We start from the raw sequence: 22,986 nt of genomic DNA on the forward strand, positions 1-22,986 counted from the left end.
GTCCTTCTGTTGCAGCCATGGCCTGCAACGTAGGTATGCAGAGCCTGCAGCACAATCGGACCTCTGCACAATCTTGGCGAATTTATTCTGCCGCGAGTGGCACCGGTTTGGCTGCAACATGGCCTGCCGTTTCGACTTCGTCGCCTGGCTCGTCGCGCGGTCCGATAAAGCGGCCGAAAATGCGCTGCATCAAATGCCCGACGTCGTCCATCACGGTAAAGAACGACGGCACGAACACCAGAGACAGCAGCGTCGAGACGAGGAGGCCGCCGATCACCGCAATCGCCATTGGCGCGCGGAATTCGCCGCCGTCACCAAGCGCATAAGCGCTGGGCAGCATTCCCGCCGCCATAGCGAGCGTCGTCATGATGATTGGGCGCGCGCGCTTGCGTCCCGCATCGAGCACGGCTTGATCGCGGTTGACGCCAGTCGCGATTTCTTCGATGGCGAAATCGACGAGCATAATCGCGTTCTTCGTCACGATTCCCATCAGCATCAAAAGCCCGATGTAGACCGGCATGCTGATCGGATTGTTTGTCAGCAACAGCGCGAGTGCGACGCCGCCGAACGATAGCGGCAGCGACAGAAGAATTGTGACCGGCTGAAATACGCTCCCGAACAGCAGCACCAGCAATCCGTAGACGATCAGAATGCCGGTACCCATCGCCGTGATGAAACCATCGGCGACTTCGTCCTGCACCTCGGCATCACCTGACGGCTGCAGCGTGACGGATTTCGGCAAATTCTGATCTTCGATGACCTTCAGGAATTTGTCGCGCGCGGTGCTCATCGCCATGCCGCGATCGAGATCGACACCGACGACCGCACGCCGTAAACGGTCGTAGCGTTCGATCGATGCTGGTCCGCGACCAAGCGAAACGGAAGCTACCGCCGTTAACGGAATAGCTTTGCCTCCGGAATTCGTCAGCCGAAGCTGCTCGATCTGTTTGAGATCGGTGCGCGTCTTTTCTGCGAGCTGCACGCGGATTGGAATTTGCCGATCGCCGATTGTGAACTTGGCGAGATTGAAACCGGTATCTCCAATCGTCGCGACGCGGATCGCTTCGGCGATCTGATCCGGCGCCACGCCGAGCCGCGCAGCAACGTCGAGCCTTGGCACGACACGGATCTCCGGCCGGTCGGTCGAACCTGATGCTGCAACGTTGCGGAAGCCCGGAACGCCGCGTAACGCACCTTCGACCTTGCCAATCGCGGCGTTCAGGTCATCGCCATCACGTGACAGCATCGAGAAGGACAGTTCGCGCTCGCCGCGCTCGTTGACATACCATGCGCGCGTATCGGGAATGTCCGAGATCTTTGCCGCAATAATCGATTTAAGCTGCTTCTGCGTAAGCTTGCGGTCTTCCTTCGGGACGAGCTTCACATAGAGCGCCGCACGCCGGACTTCGAGCTGGCCCGTGGGGCTCGTACCGCCAAGCACGAAAACCTGCGCTACCTCCGGAATGCTTTCCAGCGATTTGACGACCTCATCCGTCTTGGTCAGTGTTTCATCGAGCTGCGTGCCCGGTGGTAATTCAACGGCGACGACGACGCGCGACGTGTCTTCGTCAGGCAGGAAGCCGGTCGGCAGCAGCGTCGTTGCGTAGATCGACGCAGAGAACAGCGCCACGCCGGTCACGAGTGTCAGATAGCGGTGGCGCAGTGTCATCGATAAGAAGCGCGTATAAAAGCGCATGAGCGACCCGTCGGCGTGATGTTCTTCCGGAACGGGACGCAAGAAGTAAGCCGCCATCATCGGCGTTATGAGACGCGCAACGAGCAAAGAGACGAGCACGGCGACGGCAACCGTCAAACCGAATTGCCGGAAATACTGTCCGGCTATGCCGCCCATGAACGATACCGGCGCAAAAATCGCGACGATCGTCAGCGTGATTGCGATCACCGCGAGGCCGATCTCGTCGGCAGCTTCGAGCGCGGCGCGATAGGGCGATTTTCCCATATGCATGTGGCGCACGATGTTCTCGATCTCGACGATGGCGTCGTCGACGAGAATGCCGGTCGCGAGCGTGATGCCGAGCAGGCTGACGAGGTTCAGCGAAAAGCCAAGCGCACTCATCGCCCAGAACGTCGGGATCGCTGCAAGCGGGAGTGCGATGGCCGAGATCAAGGTCGCGCGCCAATTACGCAGGAACACCATGACGACGAGCACCGCGAGCACGGCACCCTCCATCAGCGTTTCCATTGCCGCAACATAGTTGCCGCGCGTATATGCGACCGCGTCGTCGATCTTCGTCAGGTGAACATCGGGATATTCGGCTTCGAGTTCCTTCAGGCTTTCGTTAACCGCGTCGGAAACGGAAAGCTCGCTCGAACCTTTCGTCCGGAACACCGAGAACGACACGACCGGCTTGCTGTCGAGCCGTGCGAACGACCGCTGCTCGCTCGCGTCGTCGATGACTTGACCGAGATCCTTGAGTCTTACTTCGCGCCCACCCGCCAGGATGATCTTGGCATTGGCAAGCGTCTCGACCTGTCGGGCGCCCGCAAGCGTGCGGATCGCCTGTTCCTGACTGCCGATCTCGCCGCGTCCTGAGCCGAGATCGACGTTCGTTGCACGGACCTGAGCGTTCACCTGCGCGGCCGTGATGCCGTAGGACAGCAACTTGTCGGGATCGAGGTTGATGCGGATCTCCCGATCAACGCCGCCATAGCGCTCGACCCGGCCGACGCCCTTCGTCGCCTGCAGCTTGCGCTTGATGACGTCGTCAACGAACCAAGAAAGCTGTTCGAGCGTCATGCCCGGCGAAGTTGCAGCGAACGACAAGATCGCTTGGCCCTCGACGTCGATGCGTTCCACGATCGGCTCGTCGATCGTGCGCGGCAGGTCCGCGCGTACTTTCGCAACCGCGTCTCTGACGTCGTTCAACGAGCGGTCGGTATCGGTGCCGAGCCGGAATTCAAGCACGGTCGACGACAGACCATCCGTCAGCGTCGACGTGATGTGCTTCACGCCGATGAGATTGGCGACCGAATCTTCGATGATCTTCGTCACCTGCGTTTCGAGTTCCGCAGGCGCCGCCCCCGATTGCGTGACTTTGATCGACACGATCGGAATGTCGATGTTCGGAAACCGCGTGACGGGCAGAGATTTGAAACTGAGCGTGCCGAGCAGCATCAGCACCGCGAACAGAACGATCGCGGGAACCGGACGGCGGATCGACCATGCCGAGATGTTGATCCGCATCACTTCGCCTCGCTCAGTCGCGCTTCGGGAAGGATCGGGCGCACGACATCGCCGTCGCGCAGAAAGGTTCCGGCGCGCGTCACGATGAGATCGCCCTCGCTGACGCCATCCTTGATCTCGATGAGATCGTTGGCGACGAGGCCGATCGTGACCATGTGCTTTTTGACTTTGTCGTCTTTCACAACCTGAACCGACGCAAGATCGTGATCGAACGTCACTGCCGATGCCGGAACGGCGAGCCCTCGGCTTGAAGCCGTTTCGATCCGACCGCGCGCGTACGTGCCGATCCGCAAGACCGGATTGACGCCGAGGAAAATCTTTACGCGTCCGAGCCGCGTCGTCTTATCGACCTCCGGCGAAACGAGACGCACCTGACCTTCGAAGTCGCCGATTTGCGGTACCGTGACGATGGCCTTCTGTCCGACCTTGACGTTCTTCAATTCGGTCTCGACGATTTCACCATCGAGCTCGATTTGGCCGTTCTCGATGATGCGAAACATCGGTTCGCCGTTGGCCGATGCCATCGCGCCGATGCGTGCCGTTCGCCTGCTGATGATCCCGTCTTCCGGCGACGTGACGTCGGTATTGCTCCGCCGCCAGAGAAGCTCGCGCCGCTGCGCCTCGACCTGCTCTTTCTCGGCCTCGGCGGCTTTCAGGCCGTCGCGCGCCGCTATGAGTTGCGCCGCCGTCGTCCGCGCAGCGCTCTCACGCTGATCGTAGGTCGAACCGGAGAGATATCCCGATTGCTTCAGCGGCACGGCGCGTTCGAGCTGGGCCTGCGCCTCTTTCGACTGCGCGTCGGCCTGTACGATTTGGCTTTGCGCTTGCGCGATGGCAGCCGTGGCGCGCGCCAGGTTCGCATCATTCTGCGCCAACTGCGCATCGAGCTGCTCAGCCACGAGACGGGCAAGCACCTGTCCCTTTTTCACCTTGTCGCCTTCATCGGCGAGAAGTTCGAGAACGCGAAGGCCCTCGACCTCGGGCGAGACCAAAATTTCTTCGCGCGGCACGAGCGACCCGGATACGGCGGCTGTCTCGACGAAATTCTCCGTCGTCACCTTCGAAACGGTAATCGCAGGTGCGGCAACGGTTTTGGCGACCTCGAGCCGGGCGGCCTGGATTTCCGCCGTGTGCTTCTTTTCGAGGTAGATGTAGCCAGTGCCGGCCAGTGCTCCAGCGGCAACGAGACTGAAAAGGAATTTCTTGAGGTTCATTGTCTGGCCTCACGGGCAGAAAACTTTGTCGAAGGCCGCGCGTCGTCGGACGTGTCTTTCGGATTGAGCAGATCGCCGATGATATCCATGATGACCGGCAGCACGGTGCGCATGTCGGCCGTTGGGTCGATCGCGCGGCGCCAAAACATGCCGTCGCCCAAGACGTTGAACACTTTCACGAGCGTCTGAATGTCTGTTCTGGGTGCGATGCGGCCTTCGTCGATCAGACGGCGAAACAGAGCTTCGAAATTGTCCTTGCAGAATTTGTCGACGCTCATGAAAATTTCGGCGATGCGTGGATTGCGTGTCGCCTCAACGCCCATCTCGGCGACGAAACGCTGCTTCTCCACCGCCTCTTCGAAAAAATAGTGCTCGCCGATCTCGCGCAGCGCCCCGAGGAAATCCGGTGCCGTCGCCAGCGCCGCAAAGCGTTCGGCAAATTCCGCCCGGTCGCGTTCGCACAAGCCCGCGATCAGCGCTTCCTTGCTGTCGAAATAGACATACAGCGCGCCGGGCGAGACATGCGCTTCCCGGCAGATCGCCTGCATCGTCGTCGCGTGGAAGCCGCCGCGCGCGAAGCATCGAAGCGCGGCATCGAGAATGTGCTCGCGCCGCGCACGTTGGGTATCCGGCTTGAGCTTCGGCATAACGGACGGATCGTCCCCTCGGTAAAAATAAAAAACGAATGACTATTCTGTTTGACGTCAGATTGCGGTGGCCGCAAGGCGAATGATTGTTCGCTTTGTAAATTTTTGTTGCAAAGGCATGCCTCCAAAAGCGCCGGTCTGGGGCTTTGCGGCACATAAGTTATTGGATTGAATGAGATATTTAAAAAGAGGAGCAGTAGGTCCCGCAACCCACCGCTCCTCTCTCATCTGCCCGTGCCGTACGGCCGGGCGGATTTCTGCCGGTACGTCGAACGAATCAGACCCGGTTCGTCTCGATGCCGGGTTCGGTGGCGCAAAAGCCCTTTCGGCAGTCAGCGCGCGGCCGTCGGGCGGCTATTGCATTTCATATGGGGCGCTGTTCCAGCGATCGCCAAGGTCACCTTGGCGACGAAACGCATCATTCCGACGCGCGTCGTAGCCGCAGGCCAGGATCGCAGCGGATCGCAGCGACCGCGCCTTAGCGCCGGCAGGGTATTCCGGTGAAGATGCACACCGTTCCTTTGGGACCGGTCATGCATCGTTCTTCGGTATCCTGCGCCCGCCCCCAGTTGGCGTAATCGGGACCGAGTGTCGTCATGGCCCGGACCTTTGCGCGCCAGTTGGCACGCGTCTTGGCCTTTGCCGACCATTCGAAGCGCGATTCCTCGCCTCGCGCCACGACCGGAGCCGAGGCGCACGTGTCGGCATGTGCACCGTTCGGGAATTCAGGAACCAGGATCGTCGCAAGAATGATGACCGAGACGGTCCCGAGAATGTTCTTCATTGTCTCATGCGTGTGGCGGCATCTGCTTTTGGAACAGAATACAACGACGCTTTCCCTCGCCTTGGCAAGTCTTCGCACCAACTTCGTCAGTAGTGGAAAAGCACGTTGAGAGTGCCGTAAGCGGAAGGATCGTCGGGCGTCCAGCCGTCGATCCACCACGCCCCGCCGCTCGCCAGGGACACCTCGCCGCCCGTCCATTCGTAACGTGCGAAAAGACCCGCGCGGCCGTTCCACGCCCCATCGCCCGTTTCGATATTTTTATCGTAGCGAAGCTCCGGCCCGATTGAGAGCGCAGGCGTCACGCGCCAACCTGCACGCCACCGTGACGCCGTCTCGTTTCGCGCCGTCGAATAGCTGACGTCGAGCGACGTCCACGATGTGTCGGTAAGGTTGAGCCAGAACTCCAGCGCGCCTTTGACGCCGAACTCGGTGCCGTCGCTATCGTGCGCCGGATCGAAAGCGTTGAGATGATTTTCCGATGACATCGACAAGCCGCCAAAGGCTTTCGCCGTCAAACGGCCGAGCTGGAGATAATATCCCAGCAGCGCCTCGGCGTAGGAATGCGAGACCTCGTAGTGTTGTCGGGTTCGGTCCTTTTCCGTGCAGATATCGTTCAGCCATGCCATGCCGCAGTTCGTATGCGGACCCATGGAATCGTAGCTATAGCGCCCGTACCCGCCTCCGAAGCGCAACCGCAAGCCGTCGCTGTAGATGTTTGGGCTGAAGGGCACGATCGTCATGCCCGAATAGAATAGCCACTGGTCGCGGGCGGCATCGACGCCGCCATACATTTCGCGCCAGCCGTATGCGGGAACGTCGGGCTGGGCTTGAAGGTCTCCTGCCGAAGCCGCCATGGACGCAGAAATCATGATGAGCGTCGCGATTGCCGCAGCAATCACGCCGGTAACGCCGATGCCCCCCTGACGCCACGCCCCACGCATTCGAACGCCAACTTGAATAAATTTGTATTAGGCAACTTGATCATAAGGCCGTCCGGCGCGAGCTTTCGTCAAGAAGAACAAAGAAGAATTTGCTTAACGATTTGGGTTGCGAAATGTCTAGCAATGCAACTGGAGAACGCGCGGAAGTTTGTCCGCGCCGCTCCGCTCAATTCTACTGTTTGACCTGCCGCAAAGCCCGCAGGAAGGGGCAGACGTTAGAAAGCTGTTACAACGTGCACGGATCTGTGAAATGCAGTCGGTGTCCTACCATGGTACTGACTAAAAAATGGGCGCAAGTCGTCATTGCGAGCGCCAAAAAATATTGTGAGCTCCCAACGGAGCCGAGCAATTGAGTGTCTGGGAGGACGCGTCAATGACAGGTGATACGCAAGTATCCGTAAAAACGACTTCTCTATACTATCCATTTTTCCAGAATATGTTTGAGCTTGTGGACGTAACGTCTTTCGCTTGGCAGCCGGTACTTAAGGCTATCGGCCGGACCCATCTCGAATTCGCAAGCTCGCAGTCCCGGCAATCCCGTGCAGTCGTGCATTGGGTGCATCAGATGACACGCCCAGCGACGCCTGCCGACTTTTTTCACGCGAACATGCAGCTCTGGGCAGCGGTGATGCAGGAGTGTTTGGAGTCTGCGCCGCGCGTGGCGGCAGTCGTCGAAACGGCCGCCGAATCTGTTGCTCCGAAAGTGCTTGAGCTGCCGCATAAGCAGACGCGCGATACGCTGATCCTGTTGGACCGCGACCCAGCTGGCGAGAGCGTGCGTAAAGTCGCCTAAGCAGGGCGGCTCCAGGAGGTTGCCCCAGGCATCGGCTCTTACTTCAGTTCCTTGAGCGCGTCCCCAAAGCCCTTGAGGGAAATCGGGATGCCGATGCCCGCTTCCTCGGTCTGGAAGATGATGAAGATTGCCGTCTTGCCGGTCTTGAGCTGCTCGATCAGCGGATCCTCGACTACAACTTGCGCATAGCACGCGAAGCTGTGACAGCGCAGGAACGGTGCATGGCCGACATCCTTATTGTCGATCTTGAGGCCAAGCCCTGGCGGGAGCAGCACGCCGAGCGGCGCAAACACGCGAAGCACCCGCGTGCCGTTCGAGAACTTCTGAAAATAGACCGTGAGCCCGATATTGTTCTTGTCCTCGGCTGTCACGCTCTGGACCAGGGCGCAGACGGGGTTCTTGGCGCCCGGCGGCGGGTCTTTGCATACAACTTGCCAGTCGCCGTACTGGGCTTTGACGGTTCCTTCCGGCGCATCGACTGCGAACGCCGCCTTCGACGTCGCCAGCATTGTCGCGGCTTGTGCGAATGCGAACAGCATGGCCGCGCCGCACAGATGCGCTACGAAAGTCCAGTTTTTGGCGGCAAACATTTTGCCCAGACGCCCGCAAAATGGGCCTCGGTCGATAGAACCCTCGGTTTCTGGCAACAAGCGGTTGTCCTCGATTTCGCGGGCGACGCCCAATGCGTGTAAAGCGATGGCAGGAGACGCGCTTCGTCGACCAGGAATTCGGCCGAATTCTGTCGCGGCGGGATAGCGACGTCTGATCGCCCAAGGTCACTGATTCGCTGATCCCTCGCATACTTTCGCGAATAAATGACGCAGAAAAGTTCACTTGAGGCACGCGAATGGATTGTGCTCTTTATCAACCCGCTTTAACAAATCGATGAGGCATACGGTCCGAGTTTGTTCGGAGCGTTCCCGGTTGCGAAGCCGGGCAATAATCAAACGGGGATTGGCCGCTGGCCTGCCGCGTCAAGTCAATGGGAGGCTGTCGCGTTCTGAGGGATCCGGCGCGACAAACTGGGAGCGAAGGAATGTCGAAGAGGATGTTTGGCGCGGTTGCCGTTATGGTGGCCGCGTGTTTGGCGGTTGCTCTCGGCGCTGTGACGCCGGCGTTGGCCGGTCTGGGCCAGCCAACGGATGGCGAGCTTGGACTGCAGCTTTCTGCATCCCCTATCATGGATGAGATTTCGAGCCTCTTCGACGTCGTCAACATCATCATCACAGTCGTCGTGCTCTTCGTTCTTGCGCTGATGGTCTACGTGATGTTTCGCTTCAACGAAAAGAAGAACCCGAATCCCTCCCGCACGACACACCACACGCTTCTGGAAGTCGCCTGGACAATCGTCCCGATTCTGATCCTGGTCTTCATTTCGATTCCGTCGTTCCACCTCCTCTTCAACCAGTACACGTTCCCCAAGGCCGATGTGACCATCAAGGCCACCGGCAACGCCTGGTTCTGGGAACATGAGTATATGGACGACAAGGTGACCGTGACATCCAACATGGTCAGCGACGAGGAAGTGCTGCGCAATAAGATCGGCGACGACGCCTTCGATAAGAAGTACGGCTCGCTCGACGGTGCCGCCCTGCACGAGGCGCTCTACAAAGATTCGCTGCCGCTCTGGGGCGAGGAAAAGAAGATCCGCCGTCTTTCGGTCGACCAAGAAATCGCCGTTCCGGTCAATAAGAACGTCGTCGTTCTCGTCACCTCCAATGACGTCATTCACTCTTGGACGATCCCGTCCTTCGGTGTGAAGCAGCAGGCCGTTCCGGGCCGCACGGCGGCCGTTTGGTTCAAGGCAACGAAAATCGGCACATACTTCGGTCAGTGCTCGGTGCTGTGCGGTAAGCTGCACTCGGCTATGCCGATCGAAGTTCGTGTCGTCGAACAGCCGGTCTATGACGCCTGGATGGCGGCCCTGAAAGCCAAGGACAGCAAGAAGGCTCAGCAGATCCTCGACGCGGATACCGCAAGCCAGCCTGTCATCCAGCAATCCGTGGCTCAGGCGCAGTAACGGCAAAGCGGCAGCTGCCCGGCGCAGCAAACGTTCAACCCAATAAAAAGATCACACAAACTACCGGGACAAGGGCTCAACGAAATGGGAAGCACGGCACACGTAGCGGGCAGTGATCACGATCACGCCCCGCCATTCTTCAGGCGCTGGTTCTTATCGACCAACCATAAGGACATCGGCACTCTCTATCTGTTGTTCGCAATCTTCGCGGGCTGCATCGGTGCGTTCCTTTCGGTAATGATGCGACTGGAGCTTCAAGAGCCGGGCCTTCAGTATTTCTCGAACGAAGGCGTCTACAACGTCTTCGTTACGGCCCACGGCCTCATCATGGTGTTCTTCATGGTCATGCCCGCCATGATTGGCGGCTTCGGCAACTGGTTCGTGCCGCTGATGATCGGCGCGCCGGACATGGCGTTCCCGCGCATGAACAACATCTCGTTCTGGCTGCTCCCGATTGCGTTCACGCTGTTGCTGATCTCGCTGTTCGTTCCGGGTACGGGCGATGCCAACGGCGTCGGCACGGGCTGGATCGTCGTCGCGCCGCTGTCGAGCAAGATCGGCCATCCGGGACCGGCGGTCGACTTCGCCATTCTCTCGCTTCACCTTGCTGGCGCGTCCTCGATTCTCGGTGCCATCAACTTCATCACGACGATTTTCAACATGCGCGCTCCGGGCATGACGCTGCACAAGATGCCGCTCTTTGCCTGGTCGGTGCTGGTCACCGCCTTCCTGCTGCTGCTCTCGCTGCCGGTTCTCGCCGGTGCGATCACCATGTTGCTGACGGATCGTAACTTCGGTACGACCTTCTATGATCCGGCCGGCGGCGGCGACCCGCTGCTCTACGCGCACTTGTTCTGGTTCTTCGGTCACCCTGAAGTCTACATTCTCATCCTGCCGGGCTTCGGCATGATCAGTCACATCGTGTCGACCTTCTCGCGCAAGCCGATCTTCGGCTATCTCGGTATGGCCTACGCGATGGTCGCTATCGGCCTTGTCGGCTTCGTCGTGTGGGCGCACCACATGTATACGGCGGGCCTGAGCGTCGATACGCAGGCCTACTTCATGTTCGCGACGATGGTCATCGCTGTCCCAACGGGCATCAAGATCTTCTCCTGGATCGCAACGATGTGGGGTGGCTCGATCCAGTTCCGCACGCCGATGATCTGGGCGCTCGGCTTCATCTTCCTCTTCACGATCGGTGGCGTGACGGGCGTGATGTGCTCCAACGCCGGTATCGACCGTTCGCTGCACAACACCTATTACGTTGTCGCGCACTTCCATTACGTGCTGTCGCTCGGCGCCGTGTTCTCGATCTTTGCGGGCTGGTACTACTGGTTCCCGAAGATGTCGGGCTACATGTACAGCGAATTCCTTGGAAAGCTGCACTTCTGGCTGACGTTCATCGGTGCGAACGTCCTGTTCTTCCCGCAGCACTTCCTCGGCCTTGCCGGCATGCCGCGCCACTACGCCGACTATCCGGAAGCCTTCACCTATTGGAACCGAGTCTCGTCGATCGGGTCGTACATTACGACGGCTGGCCTGCTCGTCTTCCTGTTCGGCATGTTCTATGCCTACTTCATCAAGAAGGAAAAGGCGGCCGCCAATCCGTGGGGCGTCGGCGCAACGACGCTTGAATGGACCCTGTCGTCTCCGCCGGCATTCCACTCGTATGAGACGCTGCCGCGCATCGCTGCGACAGACCATCATTAAGGAAACACGACGCGCTGCGGGCTGGTCTAGCCGGTCCGCAGCCACCTACAATAAAAACAAATAACTTCCAGGACGGCGCTTCGGCTTATGAGCATTCAAAGTGAAATCAGCGACGGCGAACTGATACTTGAGCCAAGTGTCGGCGATTTCATTCAGCTGATGAAGCCGCGCGTGATGGCGCTGGTCGTCTTCACTGCGCTCGCCGCGATGCTGGCCGCTCCCGGCCCGATCAACCCGATTCTCGGCGTCATCGCGATTATCACCATCGCTATCGGCGCTGGCGCATCGGGCGCTCTCAACATGTGGTACGACGCAGACATCGACGCCCGGATGGCGCGTACCGCGGCCCGGCCACTGCCGCGCGGCCGCGTCACCGCCGACGAAGCCCTGAGCTTCGGTGGCGTGCTCGCCGTCTGCTCCGTTCTGACGCTCGGCGTTCTCGTCAACTGGACGGCCGGAGCGCTGCTCGCAATCACCATCGCCTTCTACCTCTTCGTCTACACGATGTGGCTGAAGCGCCGGACGCCCTACAACATCGTCATCGGCGGCGCCGCTGGAGCCTTCCCACCCATGATCGGCTGGGCGGCCGTGACGGGCGGCATCAGCTTTGACAGCCTCTTGCTGTTCCTCATCATCTTCATGTGGACGCCGCCCCACTTCTGGGCGCTCTCGCTCTATCGATGCCGTGATTATGAGCGCGTCGGCGTGCCGATGCTGCCGGTCGTGGCCGGTCTGAAAGAGACGCGCCGCCAGATCCTCTTTTATTCCGTGCTGCTCGTGCCGTTGGCCGTCGTGCCGTATTTCGTCGGCCTCGGCGGCATCGCGTACCTCGTCAGCGCTTCCGTGCTTGGCGCGGTGTTCCTGGCGCTTGCCGTGCGCGTCTATTCCACGACCGAAGGGCGCGAGGCTGACACCGCCGCGCGGCAGCTCTTCTGGTTCTCGATCCTTTATCTCTACGTGCTGTTTGCCGTGCTTCTTGGTGAAGCCGTCTTCAGCCGCATTTTTGCGTGAGGCGGCGTGACGGAAGAACCTAAAGCTCCCGAACCGAAAGCCGCTGAGCGTCTGGACTCGCGCAGCGAGAAGATCCGTCGCCGCCGGTCGATCGCCATCGGGCTTGCGCTCGGCTTTATGGTCCTGGCGTTTTACATCGCCACGTTCGTTCGCCTCGGCGGCAACGTGATCAACGGCATCGGCTGATGGAAAAGGATCGCGCTGTGGAGATCGACAAGGACAAGCCGGCGAAATCCTCTCGCAACAACCGGCGAGCCGTCATGATTTGCCTCGGCGCCCTCGGCGTCATGGGTTCGATCACCGCCATGTCGCCGACGCTTTACACGATGTTCTGCAAGGCGACCGGCTATAACGGCACGACGCAGCGCGTGAAGGCGAATACGAACAAGGTGCTCGATCGCACCATAACCGTGCGCTTCGACTCCAGCACCGCTCCGGGCCTGCCGTGGAAGTTCGAGCCGGAGATTAGCAAGATGGACGTCAAGATCGGCGAAACCGGTCTCGCGTTCTTCCGCGCCACCAACAATTCGGACAAGCCGGTCACGGGTCAGGCCATCTACAACGTGACGCCGGAGATCTTCGGCTTGTACTTCAACAAGATCCAATGCTTCTGCTTCACCCAGCAAACGCTCCAGCCGCATCAGACGGTCGAGATGCCGGTCACGTTCTTCATCGATCCGAAGATCGTCGAGGATCGGGATGCGGCGGTGCAGTCGGAAGTCACGCTTTCCTACGTCTTCTATCCTGTCGATCATCCGGCTGCGACCGCCGATGCTTCGCCGGCTCAGAAGAACGGGGGCTGAGGTCAGCAAGAAGAAGGTTGAGAAAACGAACTGAAAGCTCGGCAGACAGAGACGAACACTGCGGTGCCGCGCATAGGTTCAAGCAAGAACGGGCATAAGCCTGAAGGGGACGGAGACGGAAATGGCGGACACGCACGCGAAGCACCATGACTACCATCTTGTAAATCCGAGCCCCTGGCCGCTCGCCTCGTCGGTGTCGGCGCTCATCATGGCCCTCGGCGCCATCGTCTGGATGCGCACGCATGTCGACGGTCTTGGCGTCCTCGGCATGAAGGGGCCCTGGCTCTTCGCCATCGGCATGACCGCGGTGGTCGCCTCGGCGTGGGCCTGGTGGATCGACGTCATCCGCGAAGCCAACCAGGGTTATCAGACGCCCGTCGTCCAGCTTCACCTCCGTTACGGCATGATCCTGTTCATTGCCTCGGAAGTGATGTTCTTCGTCGCTTGGTTCTGGGCTTACTTCGATTTCGCTTTCTTCCCGGCCGGCGTACACGACCTGATGAACAATGCCGCCTCCGTCGTCGGCACCACCACGCGCGACCAAGTCTTCGGCGGTAAGTGGCCGCCGGTGCCGGTCGCGGCTACCGACGCTACGATCCCCGGTTACTTCAAGCACACGTTCAACCCGTGGGGGCTGCCGCTCGTCAACACGCTCATCCTGCTGACGTCGGGCTGCACGGTCACGTGGGCGCACCACGCGCTTTTGAAGAACGACCGTCGCGGCCTCGTGATCGGCCTCGTGCTGACCGTCATCCTCGGCATGACGTTCACGGCCTGCCAGGCGCTGGAATACAGCCATGCAGGCTTCAGCTTCCCGGGCCATTCCTATGGCGCGACGTTCTTCATGGCGACCGGCTTCCACGGTGCGCACGTGATCATCGGCACGATCTTCCTGCTCGTGTGCCTCATCCGCGCGCTGCGGGGCGCTTTCACGCCGCAACAGCACTTCGGCTTCGAGGCAGCTGCTTGGTACTGGCACTTCGTTGACGTCGTCTGGCTGTTCCTGTTTGCCTGCATCTACGTTTGGGGCGCCGGTCCGATCGTTCCGGGCGCCGAATAAACGGCCGGTGGCGTCGAGAAATGAGATCCAAAGGCAGAAGGCGGCTAATGTGCCGCCTTTTGTCGTTTGAAGCGCGGCGCTCTTCGCAGTTGAATGTCGCACCAGATACGCAGCGTCGCGACAAACGCGATGATGCAGAAATCGAGATGGTCGTGCAGAGCCACACTCAATCCGTTTCGCCCTTGGTCACGGCCGTCACCTGCCGTTGTCCCCGCTGTGGCACCGGCAAGCTTTTCGTGAATGTCCTGAACATGCGCGACAAGTGCGATGCCTGCGGCCTCGACTACAAGTTCGTCGATACGGGTGACGGGCCTGCCGTTTTCGCAATCTTCATCCTCGGCTTTCTCTGCATCGGCGGCGCCCTCATCGCCGAGTTCAAGTTTGGCGTGCCCTGGTGGGTCCATGTCCTCCTATGGGGAATTCTGACGCCGCTGCTCGGCGTTTTGCTGCTTCGTTTCCTCAAGGCGCTGTTGATCGCCTTGCAGTTCAAGAACAAGGCCGAAGAAGGCCGTCTCTCCGAGGAGGGATGAGCATGTTTGCGCGCTGGCGCGCCGCCGGCCTCATCGTCCCGGGACTTTTGACGCTTGCCCTGCTGCCGGTCCTCATCGGGCTGGGCAACTGGCAATGGCACCGAAAGGCCTGGAAAGAGGCGCTGATCTCACGCATCGAGACGCGCCGGACGGCGGAGCCCATCTCCTATCCAGCCGTCCTCGCCGAATACGTGAAAACGGGTGACGTCGAATACATGCACATGCGCGTCACCGGCCGCTTCGATTACAGCCGCGAGCGTCACCTCTATCACCCGACCGATCAGTCGCAGGGCTGGGACGTCTACACTCTGCTTATTCCTGACGGCGGACTGCCGCCGCTCTTCGTGAACCGTGGCTGGGTGCCCGAGACGCTGAAGGATCCCTCGAAGCGCGCCGAGGGCCAAGTGGCCGGACCCGTGACCGTCACCGGCCTCGTTCGTCTGGCGCAACCGAAACCCTGGTTTGCGCCCGACAACGACTATGCCGGCAACCGCTGGTATTGGCCGGACCTGGAGGGCATGCAGTGGGGGCCGGAAGGCCCCCCGACCGCGCTCCAGTTCAACGCCGAGAAGCGTCAGGCCTACGCTCCGTTTTCCCTGGATGCCGACGCCGCGCCCCCCAATCCGGGCGGATGGCCGCGAGGTGGCACGACCGAGATCAATCTGCCCAACAATCATCTCCAGTACGTCGTAACGTGGTACGGGCTGGCGCTGACGCTTATCGCCGTGTTTGCGGTCTTTGCTCGACAGCGACTTGCGGCTGTGGAAGATGATGGACTGCAATCTAAGAAAGAGTAAGTCGCGGTGCAGCCGGACAGCGGGCGAATAAGTTGTTCGACCGAGGCTGTCGAATTAGGCTTGCCGGCCGGGCGACGTTCGTCCGATCCACCGCAGAATGAGAGATAATTTGAACTACATTTCAACGCGCGGCGAAGTCGAAAAACTGGGATTTGAGGATGTCGTCCTCGCGGGACTCGCTCGCGATGGCGGCCTTTACGTGCCGGAAATCTGGCCGGTCCTTTCTTCGGAAACGATAAAGTCTTTCGCCGGAAAATCCTTCGCCGAAATCGCGGTCGAGGTCATTCATCCGTTCACCGGCGATGAGATCTCCCGCGACGACCTCTTTCGCATGGCGAGCGAGGCTTACGCCACATTCGCGAGCGATGAAGTCACGCCGCTGCATGCCGTGAAGCCCGGCTTGACGATCCTCGAACTGTTTCACGGCCCGACGCTCGCCTTCAAGGACGTCGCGATGCAGTTGCTCGCGCGCCTGATGGATCACGTTTTGGCGAAGCGCAGCCGCCGCGCGACGATCGTCGGCGCGACGTCCGGCGATACCGGCGGCGCCGCGATTGAAGCCTTCAGAAGCTCGAAGCGCGTTGACGTCGTCATCCTGTTTCCCGAAGGCCGTGTCTCCGACGTCCAGCGCCGGATGATGACGACGCCGTCAGAGACAAACGTCCACGCGCTCGCCATCCGCGGCACGTTCGACGACTGCCAGGCGCTCGTCAAAGCGATGTTCAACGATCACGCCTTCCGCGATCGCGTCGAGCTGTCGGGCGTCAACTCGATAAATTGGGCACGCATCGTCGCGCAGGTGACGTATTACTTTTATGCCGCTTCGCGCCTTGGCGGCGGTTCGAACGGCGCGCTGTCGTTCGCGGTGCCGACCGGAAACTTCGGCGATATCTTTGCTGGCTACGTCGCCAAGCGCATGGGCCTGCCAATAGAAAAGCTCATCATTGCCTCGAACGAAAACGATATCCTGCCGCGCGCCGTCGCTACGGGCGTCTACGCCATGCGCGACGTCATCGCGACGTCCTCGCCTTCGATGGACATTCAGATTTCCTCGAATTTCGAACGCTATCTGTTCGAAGCCTCAGGTCGCGACGCCGACTTGGTCCGCAGCCTGATGACCTCTTTGGCCGCCAAAGGCTCTTTCGAGCTGGGGCGCGTTGCCCCGATTTTGCAGGCTGATTTCGCCGCCGTCTCCGCGACTGAGCAGGACGTGGCCGATTGCATCCGCGAGACGGAAACGCGCTACGGCTATCTGCTCGATCCCCATACCGCCTGCGCCTTCGTTGCCGCCGAACGCACGAGCGCGGGCGACACCGTCGTTCTCTCTACGGCGCACCCCGCCAAATTTCCCGACGCCATCGAACGGATCACCGGCAAGCGGCCGCCGCTGCCGCCCGGCTTTGAGCATTTGATGACCGACGAAGAACATTTCGAAGTCTTGCCGAACAGCCTCGCGGCGGTCGAAGAGTTCGTTTTGAACCACAGCCGCGCTGCGCCGGGGGTATCGCGATGACGATTGCAATCTCGACGCTGCCGAACGGACTGCGCGTCGTTACGCAACATATGCCCGGCCTTGAGACAGTGTCGCTCGGCGTCTGGGTCGCGGTCGGCGCACGGCATGAGCGTGAAGATCAGCATGGCCTCGCTCACTTCCTGGAGCATATGGCCTTCAAGGGCACGAAGACGCGCTCTGCCCGTCAGATCGCGGACGAAATCGAAGGCATCGGCGGCGACCTCAATGCCTCGACCGGCCTTGATACGACCGCCTATTTCGCCCGCGTCCTGAAGGGCGACGATAAGATCGCGCTCGATGTCATCGCCGACATTCTGCTCAATTCGAAATTTGCCGACGAGGACATCGACCGCGAGCGCGTCGTCATCCAGCAGGAGATCGCCGCCTCCGATGACAACCCCGACGACATGGCCTTCGACCTGATGCAGGGCGTTGCCTTTCCGGGCCAATCGATCGGCCGTCCCATCCTCGGCACCAAGGCAAGTGTCGGCAGCTTTCAGGCCACCGATTTCAAATCCTACCTCGATGAGCACTATCTGCCTGAGGCGATTGTCGTTTCGGCCGCGGGGGCTGTACACCACGAAACCATCGTTCGCCACGTTGAGGCCCTATTCGGGGGGCTCACTTCCCGGCAACAGGGAACTGAATCGCTTGCGCTCTACAGGGGCGGCTTCGCTGCGTCGAGCAAGCCGTTCGAGCAAAGCCACGTTTTGATCGGATTGCCGTCCCCATCGTATTTGGAGCCGGGGTTCTACACCGCGCAGGTGTTTTCGGGGTTGTTCGGCGGCGGAATGTCGTCGCGTTTGTTTCAGGAAATCAGGGAGGATCGAGGCTTGTGCTACTCGATCGACTCCTCGGTTTGGGGACTTAGGGACACTGGAATGCTGTCTGTGCATGCCGCGACTTCCCCGGAGATGGTTGGCGAACTCGCCGACGTCGTCGCAGCGCAGCTTGCGGAAATTGCCGACACCGGCCCGACGGAAGCCGAATTGCAGCGCTCGAAAGCGCAGCTCAAGGCGGGTCTGCTGATGGCGCTTGAAAGTTCGGCGGTCAACGCCGAGCAGATGGCGCGTCAGCTTCTGACCCAAGGGCGCCTCATCCCGGTTACCGAGCTGATCGAGCACGTCGACGCTGTTGACCGCGCTCGGATCAAGGCTTTTGCCCAAACGTTGACCGAGGAAGCGCCGTCTGTCGCCGTCATCGGGTCTGGCCGGAAATCGTCGGGACAAGCTTCGCGCATTGCGGCGCAGTTCACATCGCGCCATGTTCCGGCTGCGGTTGGCAAGGTCGCGAGGTGACAGGGCGTGGCATTCCTTCGTTCGATACGTCCCGATGAAGATTTCGAGGTCGTCCACGGCCGCGCCCTGACGTTGCGTCAGCCGGCGCCTGCCGACTATACGGCCTGGGCCGAACTCCGGTCCGCCAGCCGGGCGCACCTTACGCCGTGGGAGCCGACGTGGTCGCCGGACGATCTGTCCCGCGCCATGTATCGGCGCCGCCTTCGCGCTTACGCCAAGGACATCCACAACGACGTCTCGTATCCCTACTTCATCTTCGAGAACACGACAGGCACACTGCTCGGCGGCGTCACGCTTTCCAACGTCCGCCGCGGGTCGGCGCAGACGGCATCGCTAGGCTATTGGATGGGCGCGCCGTTCGCCGGTCGCGGCCACATGCGGGAAGCCGTCGCTATGCTGCTGCCGATGGCCTTCAATGCCTTGCGGCTCCACCGCATCGAGGCGGCGACGATGTTGAAAAACTTTGCTTCGATGCGCGTCCTTGAATCCGTCGGTTTTCAGCGCGAAGGGTTGGCGCGCGGATACCTGAAGATTAATGGCCGATGGGAAGACCATCTGCTTTACGCGCGTCTGGCTGAGGGGCCATCGTCAGGCACTTCGGAACTGGGGGGGTAATGGCAGTCTGGGGGGTTGACGGAGGGAAACGGACACGGTCCTGGCTGGCGTTGCTGGGCCTCGTTGTCACGTGCCTCGTTACGCTCGTCGGACGGGCCGAAGCGCTGACCCCCATTCCCGTCGAAGGCGACCAGGACCGGATCGAGATCACGACCCTCGGAGAAGCCTACGAAGGCCGCGGCGACAGCCTGCAGGTCGAGACGGCCGCCGGTCCCGACGGCGTTTCCGGCCGCATGACCGTTCGCGCCTCCGTTCCGGGCACCAGTCCGAACTGGGTCGTCTTCGCGTTGACGAACAAGACCGACAAATCCCTTGAACGCCTGTTGACAGCCGACCGCTACAACGTTGTGGGCTCCGGCGCCGTCTGGCCCGACCTCGACGCCCGCCGCATCGAGAGCGTTACGCCGTCGGTCGGTTTCGTGCCCGAACGCATCAAGAGTGATAAGGCGGACGTTTTCCGCATCACGCTCGAACCGGGGCAGACGATCACCTACGTCGCTGAGCTTGCGGGTGATCGCTACGCCCGCATGTATCTCTGGCAGCCGATCGACTACGAAATCAAAACCCGCGACCGCCAGCTATTTAATGGTGCGATGCTCGGCCTGACGGGCCTGCTCGCGATCTTCCTGACGTCGATCTTCGCCGCCAACCATAAGCTGATCTTTCCCGCCGCGGCTTTGGTCGCGTGGACGGTCCTCAACTATCTGTGTGTCGATTTCGGCTTCTTCCATAAGCTCTTCAATTTGAGACCGGAAGACAACGCCGTCTATCGAGCCGCTGGCGAAGCGGCGATGGCGGCGAGCTTCGTGATGTTCTTCTCGACGTTCCTGCGCTTGGGGCTCTGGCACGGCATCGTGCGCATGATGATCGGCGTCTGGATCGTCGCGCAGCTGACGTTGATCGCCGTCGCCGTCATCGATCCGCGGCTGGCGGCGACGTTTGCCCGATTATCGTTCCTGGCCATCGGTAGTATTGGCGCGCTCTTTACGCTCTTCCTGGCTTTCAAGGGACAGGATCGCGCCCTGTCGCTCGTGCCGACCTGGGTTCTGTTCCTGGTCTGGATTTTCGCGACTGGCATGACGCTTACCGGCCGCATGTCCGGCGACGTGGTCGTCTCCAGTCTCGTCGCCGGCCTCGTACTGGTCGTCATTCTGATGGGCTTTACGGTCACGCAATTTGCGTTCCGCTCGTCGGATGCCATTTACACCGGCGCTCCCACCGAGCTGCAGGGTCGGTCGCTGGCGCTGGCTGCATCCGGATCGACCATCTGGGAATGGAATATCCGCCGCGACGAGATCAAGGTCGGGCCGGAGGTTGAGATCGCCTTGTCTCTCATGCCGGGCGAATTGACGTCGAAAGTCGATGATTTCCTCAAACACGTCCATCCGACCGATAAAGAGCGTTTCCGCGTCACGATGATGTCGGCACAGGAACGCTCAGGCATTCGCATCAAGAGCGATTTCCGTCTCCGCCACGCCGACAACAGTTGGCGCTGGTTCGAGCTTGAAGCCGCCAGCGTTCCCAATGCCGACGGCCGTACCCTGCGCTGCGTCGGCCTGATCCGCGATGTCTCCGACAGCAAGCGGGCGCACGAACGCTTATTGCACGACGCGGTGCATTGCAGCCTGACGGGCCTGCCCAACCGCGAACTGTTCATCGACCGGCTGAAGTCAGTCATCGTACGCGCCAAGACCGACAACACCGTCAAACCGTCGGTGATCTTCATCGACCTCGACAAGTTCAAGAGCGTGAACGCTTCGTTCGGCCTCGTTCGCGGCGACAGCTTGCTGCTGACGGTCGCGCGCCGCCTGCAACGCCATCTTGGGCCGCAGGATACGGTTGCTCGCGTTGGCGGCGATCAGTTCGCATTGCTCTTCATCGGTGAGCGGGAAGCGCGCAATCTGCCAGCGCTCGCTGAACGCATTCGCCGCTCCTTGCGCGCCCCGATACCACTTGCGAACCAGGAAGTGATCTTGACGGGATCGATGGGTGTCGCGCTGTGGGATGGAACGCAAGGCGCCGACGGCGATCTCCTGAAGGATGCCGAACTGGCAATGTATCGCGCCAAGCGCGGCGGCCCGGACCGTATCGAGGTCTTCGAGCCGTCGATGCGCCGCGACCGCGATTCTGACGCTCAGATCGAAGCCGATCTGGCGCGGGCCATCGAGAAGAACCATCTCAAGGTTCTCTATCAGCCCATCGTTTATCTGCCGACCAAAGAGCTGGCCGGCTTCGAAGCCCAGTTGCGCTGGGAGCATCCCAACCTCGGTCTCGTCAACCCGATGGCGCAGTTGGCTGATGCTGGCGACAGCGAGATCCTGATCAAGCTTTGCTCGCACCTGCTCCTGCGCGCCTCGCGCGACGTTGCACGCTGGGTGCTTGAGCTGCCACGCTCGGAGCGGCCGATCTTCGTTTCGGTGAATGTCTCCGGCCGTCAGTTCTTCCGTCCGGAGTCGGTTCAGGAAGTCCGCCATGTGCTCGGCCGCAATATTGCGCCTGCCGGCACCATGCGGCTCGAAATCTCCGAGAGCCTGCTCATGGACAACCCAGAGCAGGCGGTCGAAGTTTTGAAGATGCTCAGCGGCTCGGGCGTCGAGCTGACGCTCGATGACTTTGGCAACGGCTTCTCATCGCTCGCCTATCTGCATCGTTTCCCCTTCGATACGATCAAGATCAACAGCACGCTAGTCCGCGGCAGCGGCACTGGAGACGGTGCCGCGATCATGAGGTCGATGGTGGCGCTCGCGCACGAGCTGTCGATGACCATCGCGGCAGAAGGCATCGAACGGGCCGACGAGGCCGCATTCCTGCGCTCGATCGGTTGCGAATACGCACAGGGCTATCACTTCGGCGAGCCGATCCCCGAGCGCGCCGTCTCGCAGCTCTTGAAAATGGTCCGGCGTTCGGAGCGCAAGCTGCAGCCGCGCGGGTTCTTCCGGCCAAAGGCGAAAACGCCCGGCAAAGAGGTGACGAAGAAGTCTGGAAAGCTCATTACGGCATCGGCCAAAGCGCCGCCGCAAGATCCCAAGACAGCCAATCCCGCCGCAGTCCCGGCAACGGCCGGTTCGCCTGCGACGAAACCGGCGGCTTTGCCGTCCGGATCGGTCGTCCGGCAGCGTCAGAAACCGGCCGCTCCCGCTGCCGCCAAGCCGAATGGCGTCAACGGCATCGCCCCGGCGACCGTCGCTGCTCTCAACGGTGCTTTGAACGGTTCGGCAAAGCCCGCCGATACGCCTTCGCGCAATCCCGACCCGGCTACGGCTCCGCCGACGCTCTCGGCGTTGGCTCCGGTTCCTCCCAACCCCTTGAGCAATCGCAACGGCAACCACGGCGCCGGTCCGATCACGCAGTCGCCCCAGACGCGAACGGCAGCGCCGAGACTGGCCGACGCCGGTCCGTCGGGTCCCGGCGGGCCGCTGGCGCCGTCGCCACAAACCATGCCGCCGCCTTCGATGTCGCCCCAGACGTCGAACCGGCAAGCCCCCCATATGCCCGCGCCACCACACGCCAATGGCGTACCGACGACGGTCTCGCCGCAATCTCGGCAGGCGCCGGATCGCGCGCAGCAAGACGAGCGCAGCAAGAATATCGTTTCGCCGCTTGCCGAGGCGCTTGCGCGCGCCAGCGCGTCTCCGGCACCGCCGCCTCCCGGTGCACCTTCCGCCCCGTCTCAAGCGGCATCACCACCGCCGTCGCCGCGAACCGGAACGCCTATCCCTGCGTCGCTGCGCAGCGATACGCCGACCATCATCCCGCCTACCGCGCCACCGCCGCTTCCGGGCAATGGCAACGGCTCGGGATTTCCCTCTCAGTCGTCGACGCAGCCTGATTTCTCAACGCTGCCGCCGTCGATCGCTCAGAGCCTCGCCCGTCTCGCCGGCGCCCCACTGCCGGGCAACGGCAACACCGCCGGCGGTCCGGCCTCGAGTGACAGCGCGTCTAGAGAGCCGAAGAAACCGTCAAAGGTCGGCTCCGCCGGCGTTTAGGCGCCCTGTAGCCTCATGAGAGAAGAGAGACCGCGGCCGACGCCGCTCCCTCCAGCGCG

The 22,986-nt window shown here is 61.1% G+C and carries 19 protein-coding genes; 13 read left to right on the plus strand and 6 right to left on the minus strand.

The genetic code is table 11. From position 1 onward, the window contains the following. Positions 1–82: 82 nt before the first annotated feature. The 5 genes from RLW55_RS07430 to bcsS all read right to left on the minus strand — a co-directional run bounded on the left by RLW55_RS07430 (position 83) and on the right by bcsS (position 6,791). Positions 83–3,205 carry an efflux RND transporter permease subunit gene (locus RLW55_RS07430; protein ID WP_423416019.1) on the minus strand — a complete coding sequence of 1,041 codons (3,123 nt, stop codon included), beginning with the start codon at positions 3,203–3,205 and terminating at the stop codon, positions 83–85. Beyond that, positions 3,205–4,419, minus strand: coding sequence for an efflux RND transporter periplasmic adaptor subunit (locus RLW55_RS07435; protein WP_423416020.1), 1,215 nt, complete (start codon positions 4,417–4,419; stop codon positions 3,205–3,207). Before RLW55_RS07435 ends, RLW55_RS07430 begins: the two co-directional genes overlap by 1 nt. Then, positions 4,416–5,066, minus strand: a complete 651-nt coding sequence (locus RLW55_RS07440) for a TetR/AcrR family transcriptional regulator (RefSeq protein WP_423416021.1) — start codon at positions 5,064–5,066, stop codon at positions 4,416–4,418. Before RLW55_RS07440 ends, RLW55_RS07435 begins: the two co-directional genes overlap by 4 nt. Before the next feature lie 478 nt (positions 5,067–5,544). Further along, positions 5,545–5,850, minus strand: coding sequence for a hypothetical protein (locus RLW55_RS07445; protein WP_409561243.1), 306 nt, complete (start codon positions 5,848–5,850; stop codon positions 5,545–5,547). 86 nt (positions 5,851–5,936) lie between these two features. After that, on the minus strand, positions 5,937–6,791 hold the full coding sequence (bcsS, locus tag RLW55_RS07450; protein ID WP_423416022.1) for a cellulose biosynthesis protein BcsS: 855 nt from the start codon (positions 6,789–6,791) through the stop codon (positions 5,937–5,939). A 565-nt stretch (positions 6,792–7,356) separates the two neighbouring features. On the opposite strand from bcsS, the gene RLW55_RS07455 reads away from it, so the two are divergent. Continuing rightward, a complete protein-coding gene (locus RLW55_RS07455; RefSeq protein ID WP_409561241.1) occupies positions 7,357–7,584 on the plus strand; it encodes a hypothetical protein in 228 nt (75 codons plus the stop codon). A gap of 38 nt (positions 7,585–7,622) precedes the next feature. Here RLW55_RS07455 and RLW55_RS07460 read toward each other — a convergent pair whose 3' ends face one another. Further along, entirely contained in the window at positions 7,623–8,174 is a 552-nt protein-coding gene (locus RLW55_RS07460) for an invasion associated locus B family protein (RefSeq protein WP_013949786.1), read from the minus strand. 446 nt (positions 8,175–8,620) lie between these two features. On the opposite strand from RLW55_RS07460, the gene coxB reads away from it, so the two are divergent. The 12 genes from coxB to RLW55_RS07520 all read left to right on the plus strand — a co-directional run bounded on the left by coxB (position 8,621) and on the right by RLW55_RS07520 (position 22,927). Beyond that, positions 8,621–9,604, plus strand: a complete 984-nt coding sequence (gene coxB / locus RLW55_RS07465; protein WP_409561240.1) for a cytochrome c oxidase subunit II — start codon at positions 8,621–8,623, stop codon at positions 9,602–9,604. Between the two features lie 84 nt (positions 9,605–9,688). Continuing rightward, entirely contained in the window at positions 9,689–11,314 is a 1,626-nt protein-coding gene (gene ctaD, locus RLW55_RS07470; RefSeq protein ID WP_013949784.1) for a cytochrome c oxidase subunit I, read from the plus strand. A gap of 87 nt (positions 11,315–11,401) precedes the next feature. Further along, a complete protein-coding gene (locus tag RLW55_RS07475) occupies positions 11,402–12,325 on the plus strand; it encodes a heme o synthase (protein WP_409561239.1) in 924 nt (307 codons plus the stop codon). 6 nt (positions 12,326–12,331) lie between these two features. Continuing rightward, positions 12,332–12,511: a protein CoxF gene (locus tag RLW55_RS07480; RefSeq protein ID WP_409561238.1), complete on the plus strand. Its 180-nt coding sequence runs from the start codon at positions 12,332–12,334 to the stop codon at positions 12,509–12,511. Beyond that, on the plus strand, positions 12,511–13,128 hold the full coding sequence (locus RLW55_RS07485; RefSeq protein ID WP_013949781.1) for a cytochrome c oxidase assembly protein: 618 nt from the start codon (positions 12,511–12,513) through the stop codon (positions 13,126–13,128). The genes RLW55_RS07480 and RLW55_RS07485 overlap by 1 nt, the downstream gene beginning before the upstream one ends. Positions 13,129–13,249: 121 nt before the next feature. Then, complete coding sequence (locus RLW55_RS07490) at positions 13,250–14,188, plus strand: cytochrome c oxidase subunit 3 (protein WP_409561237.1); 939 nt, start codon at positions 13,250–13,252, stop codon at positions 14,186–14,188. 146 nt (positions 14,189–14,334) lie between these two features. Then, positions 14,335–14,718 carry a DUF983 domain-containing protein gene (locus RLW55_RS07495; RefSeq protein WP_423416390.1) on the plus strand — a complete coding sequence of 128 codons (384 nt, stop codon included), beginning with the start codon at positions 14,335–14,337 and terminating at the stop codon, positions 14,716–14,718. 2 nt (positions 14,719–14,720) lie between these two features. Beyond that, positions 14,721–15,515 carry an SURF1 family protein gene (locus RLW55_RS07500; protein WP_423416023.1) on the plus strand — a complete coding sequence of 265 codons (795 nt, stop codon included), beginning with the start codon at positions 14,721–14,723 and terminating at the stop codon, positions 15,513–15,515. Between the two features lie 97 nt (positions 15,516–15,612). Further along, positions 15,613–17,028: a threonine synthase gene (thrC, locus tag RLW55_RS07505; RefSeq protein WP_414464081.1), complete on the plus strand. Its 1,416-nt coding sequence runs from the start codon at positions 15,613–15,615 to the stop codon at positions 17,026–17,028. After that, complete coding sequence (locus RLW55_RS07510) at positions 17,025–18,326, plus strand: M16 family metallopeptidase (RefSeq protein WP_423416024.1); 1,302 nt, start codon at positions 17,025–17,027, stop codon at positions 18,324–18,326. The genes thrC and RLW55_RS07510 overlap by 4 nt, the downstream gene beginning before the upstream one ends. 6 nt (positions 18,327–18,332) lie before the next feature. Further along, on the plus strand, positions 18,333–18,941 hold the full coding sequence (locus RLW55_RS07515) for a GNAT family N-acetyltransferase (RefSeq protein WP_013949775.1): 609 nt from the start codon (positions 18,333–18,335) through the stop codon (positions 18,939–18,941). Then, positions 18,941–22,927, plus strand: a complete 3,987-nt coding sequence (locus RLW55_RS07520; RefSeq protein WP_423416025.1) for an EAL domain-containing protein — start codon at positions 18,941–18,943, stop codon at positions 22,925–22,927. Before RLW55_RS07515 ends, RLW55_RS07520 begins: the two co-directional genes overlap by 1 nt. The last annotated feature ends 59 nt before the right edge of the window (positions 22,928–22,986 follow it).

This window comes from Hyphomicrobium sp. B1 (assembly GCF_049532635.1).
Lineage (GTDB): Bacteria > Pseudomonadota > Alphaproteobacteria > Rhizobiales > Hyphomicrobiaceae > Hyphomicrobium_B.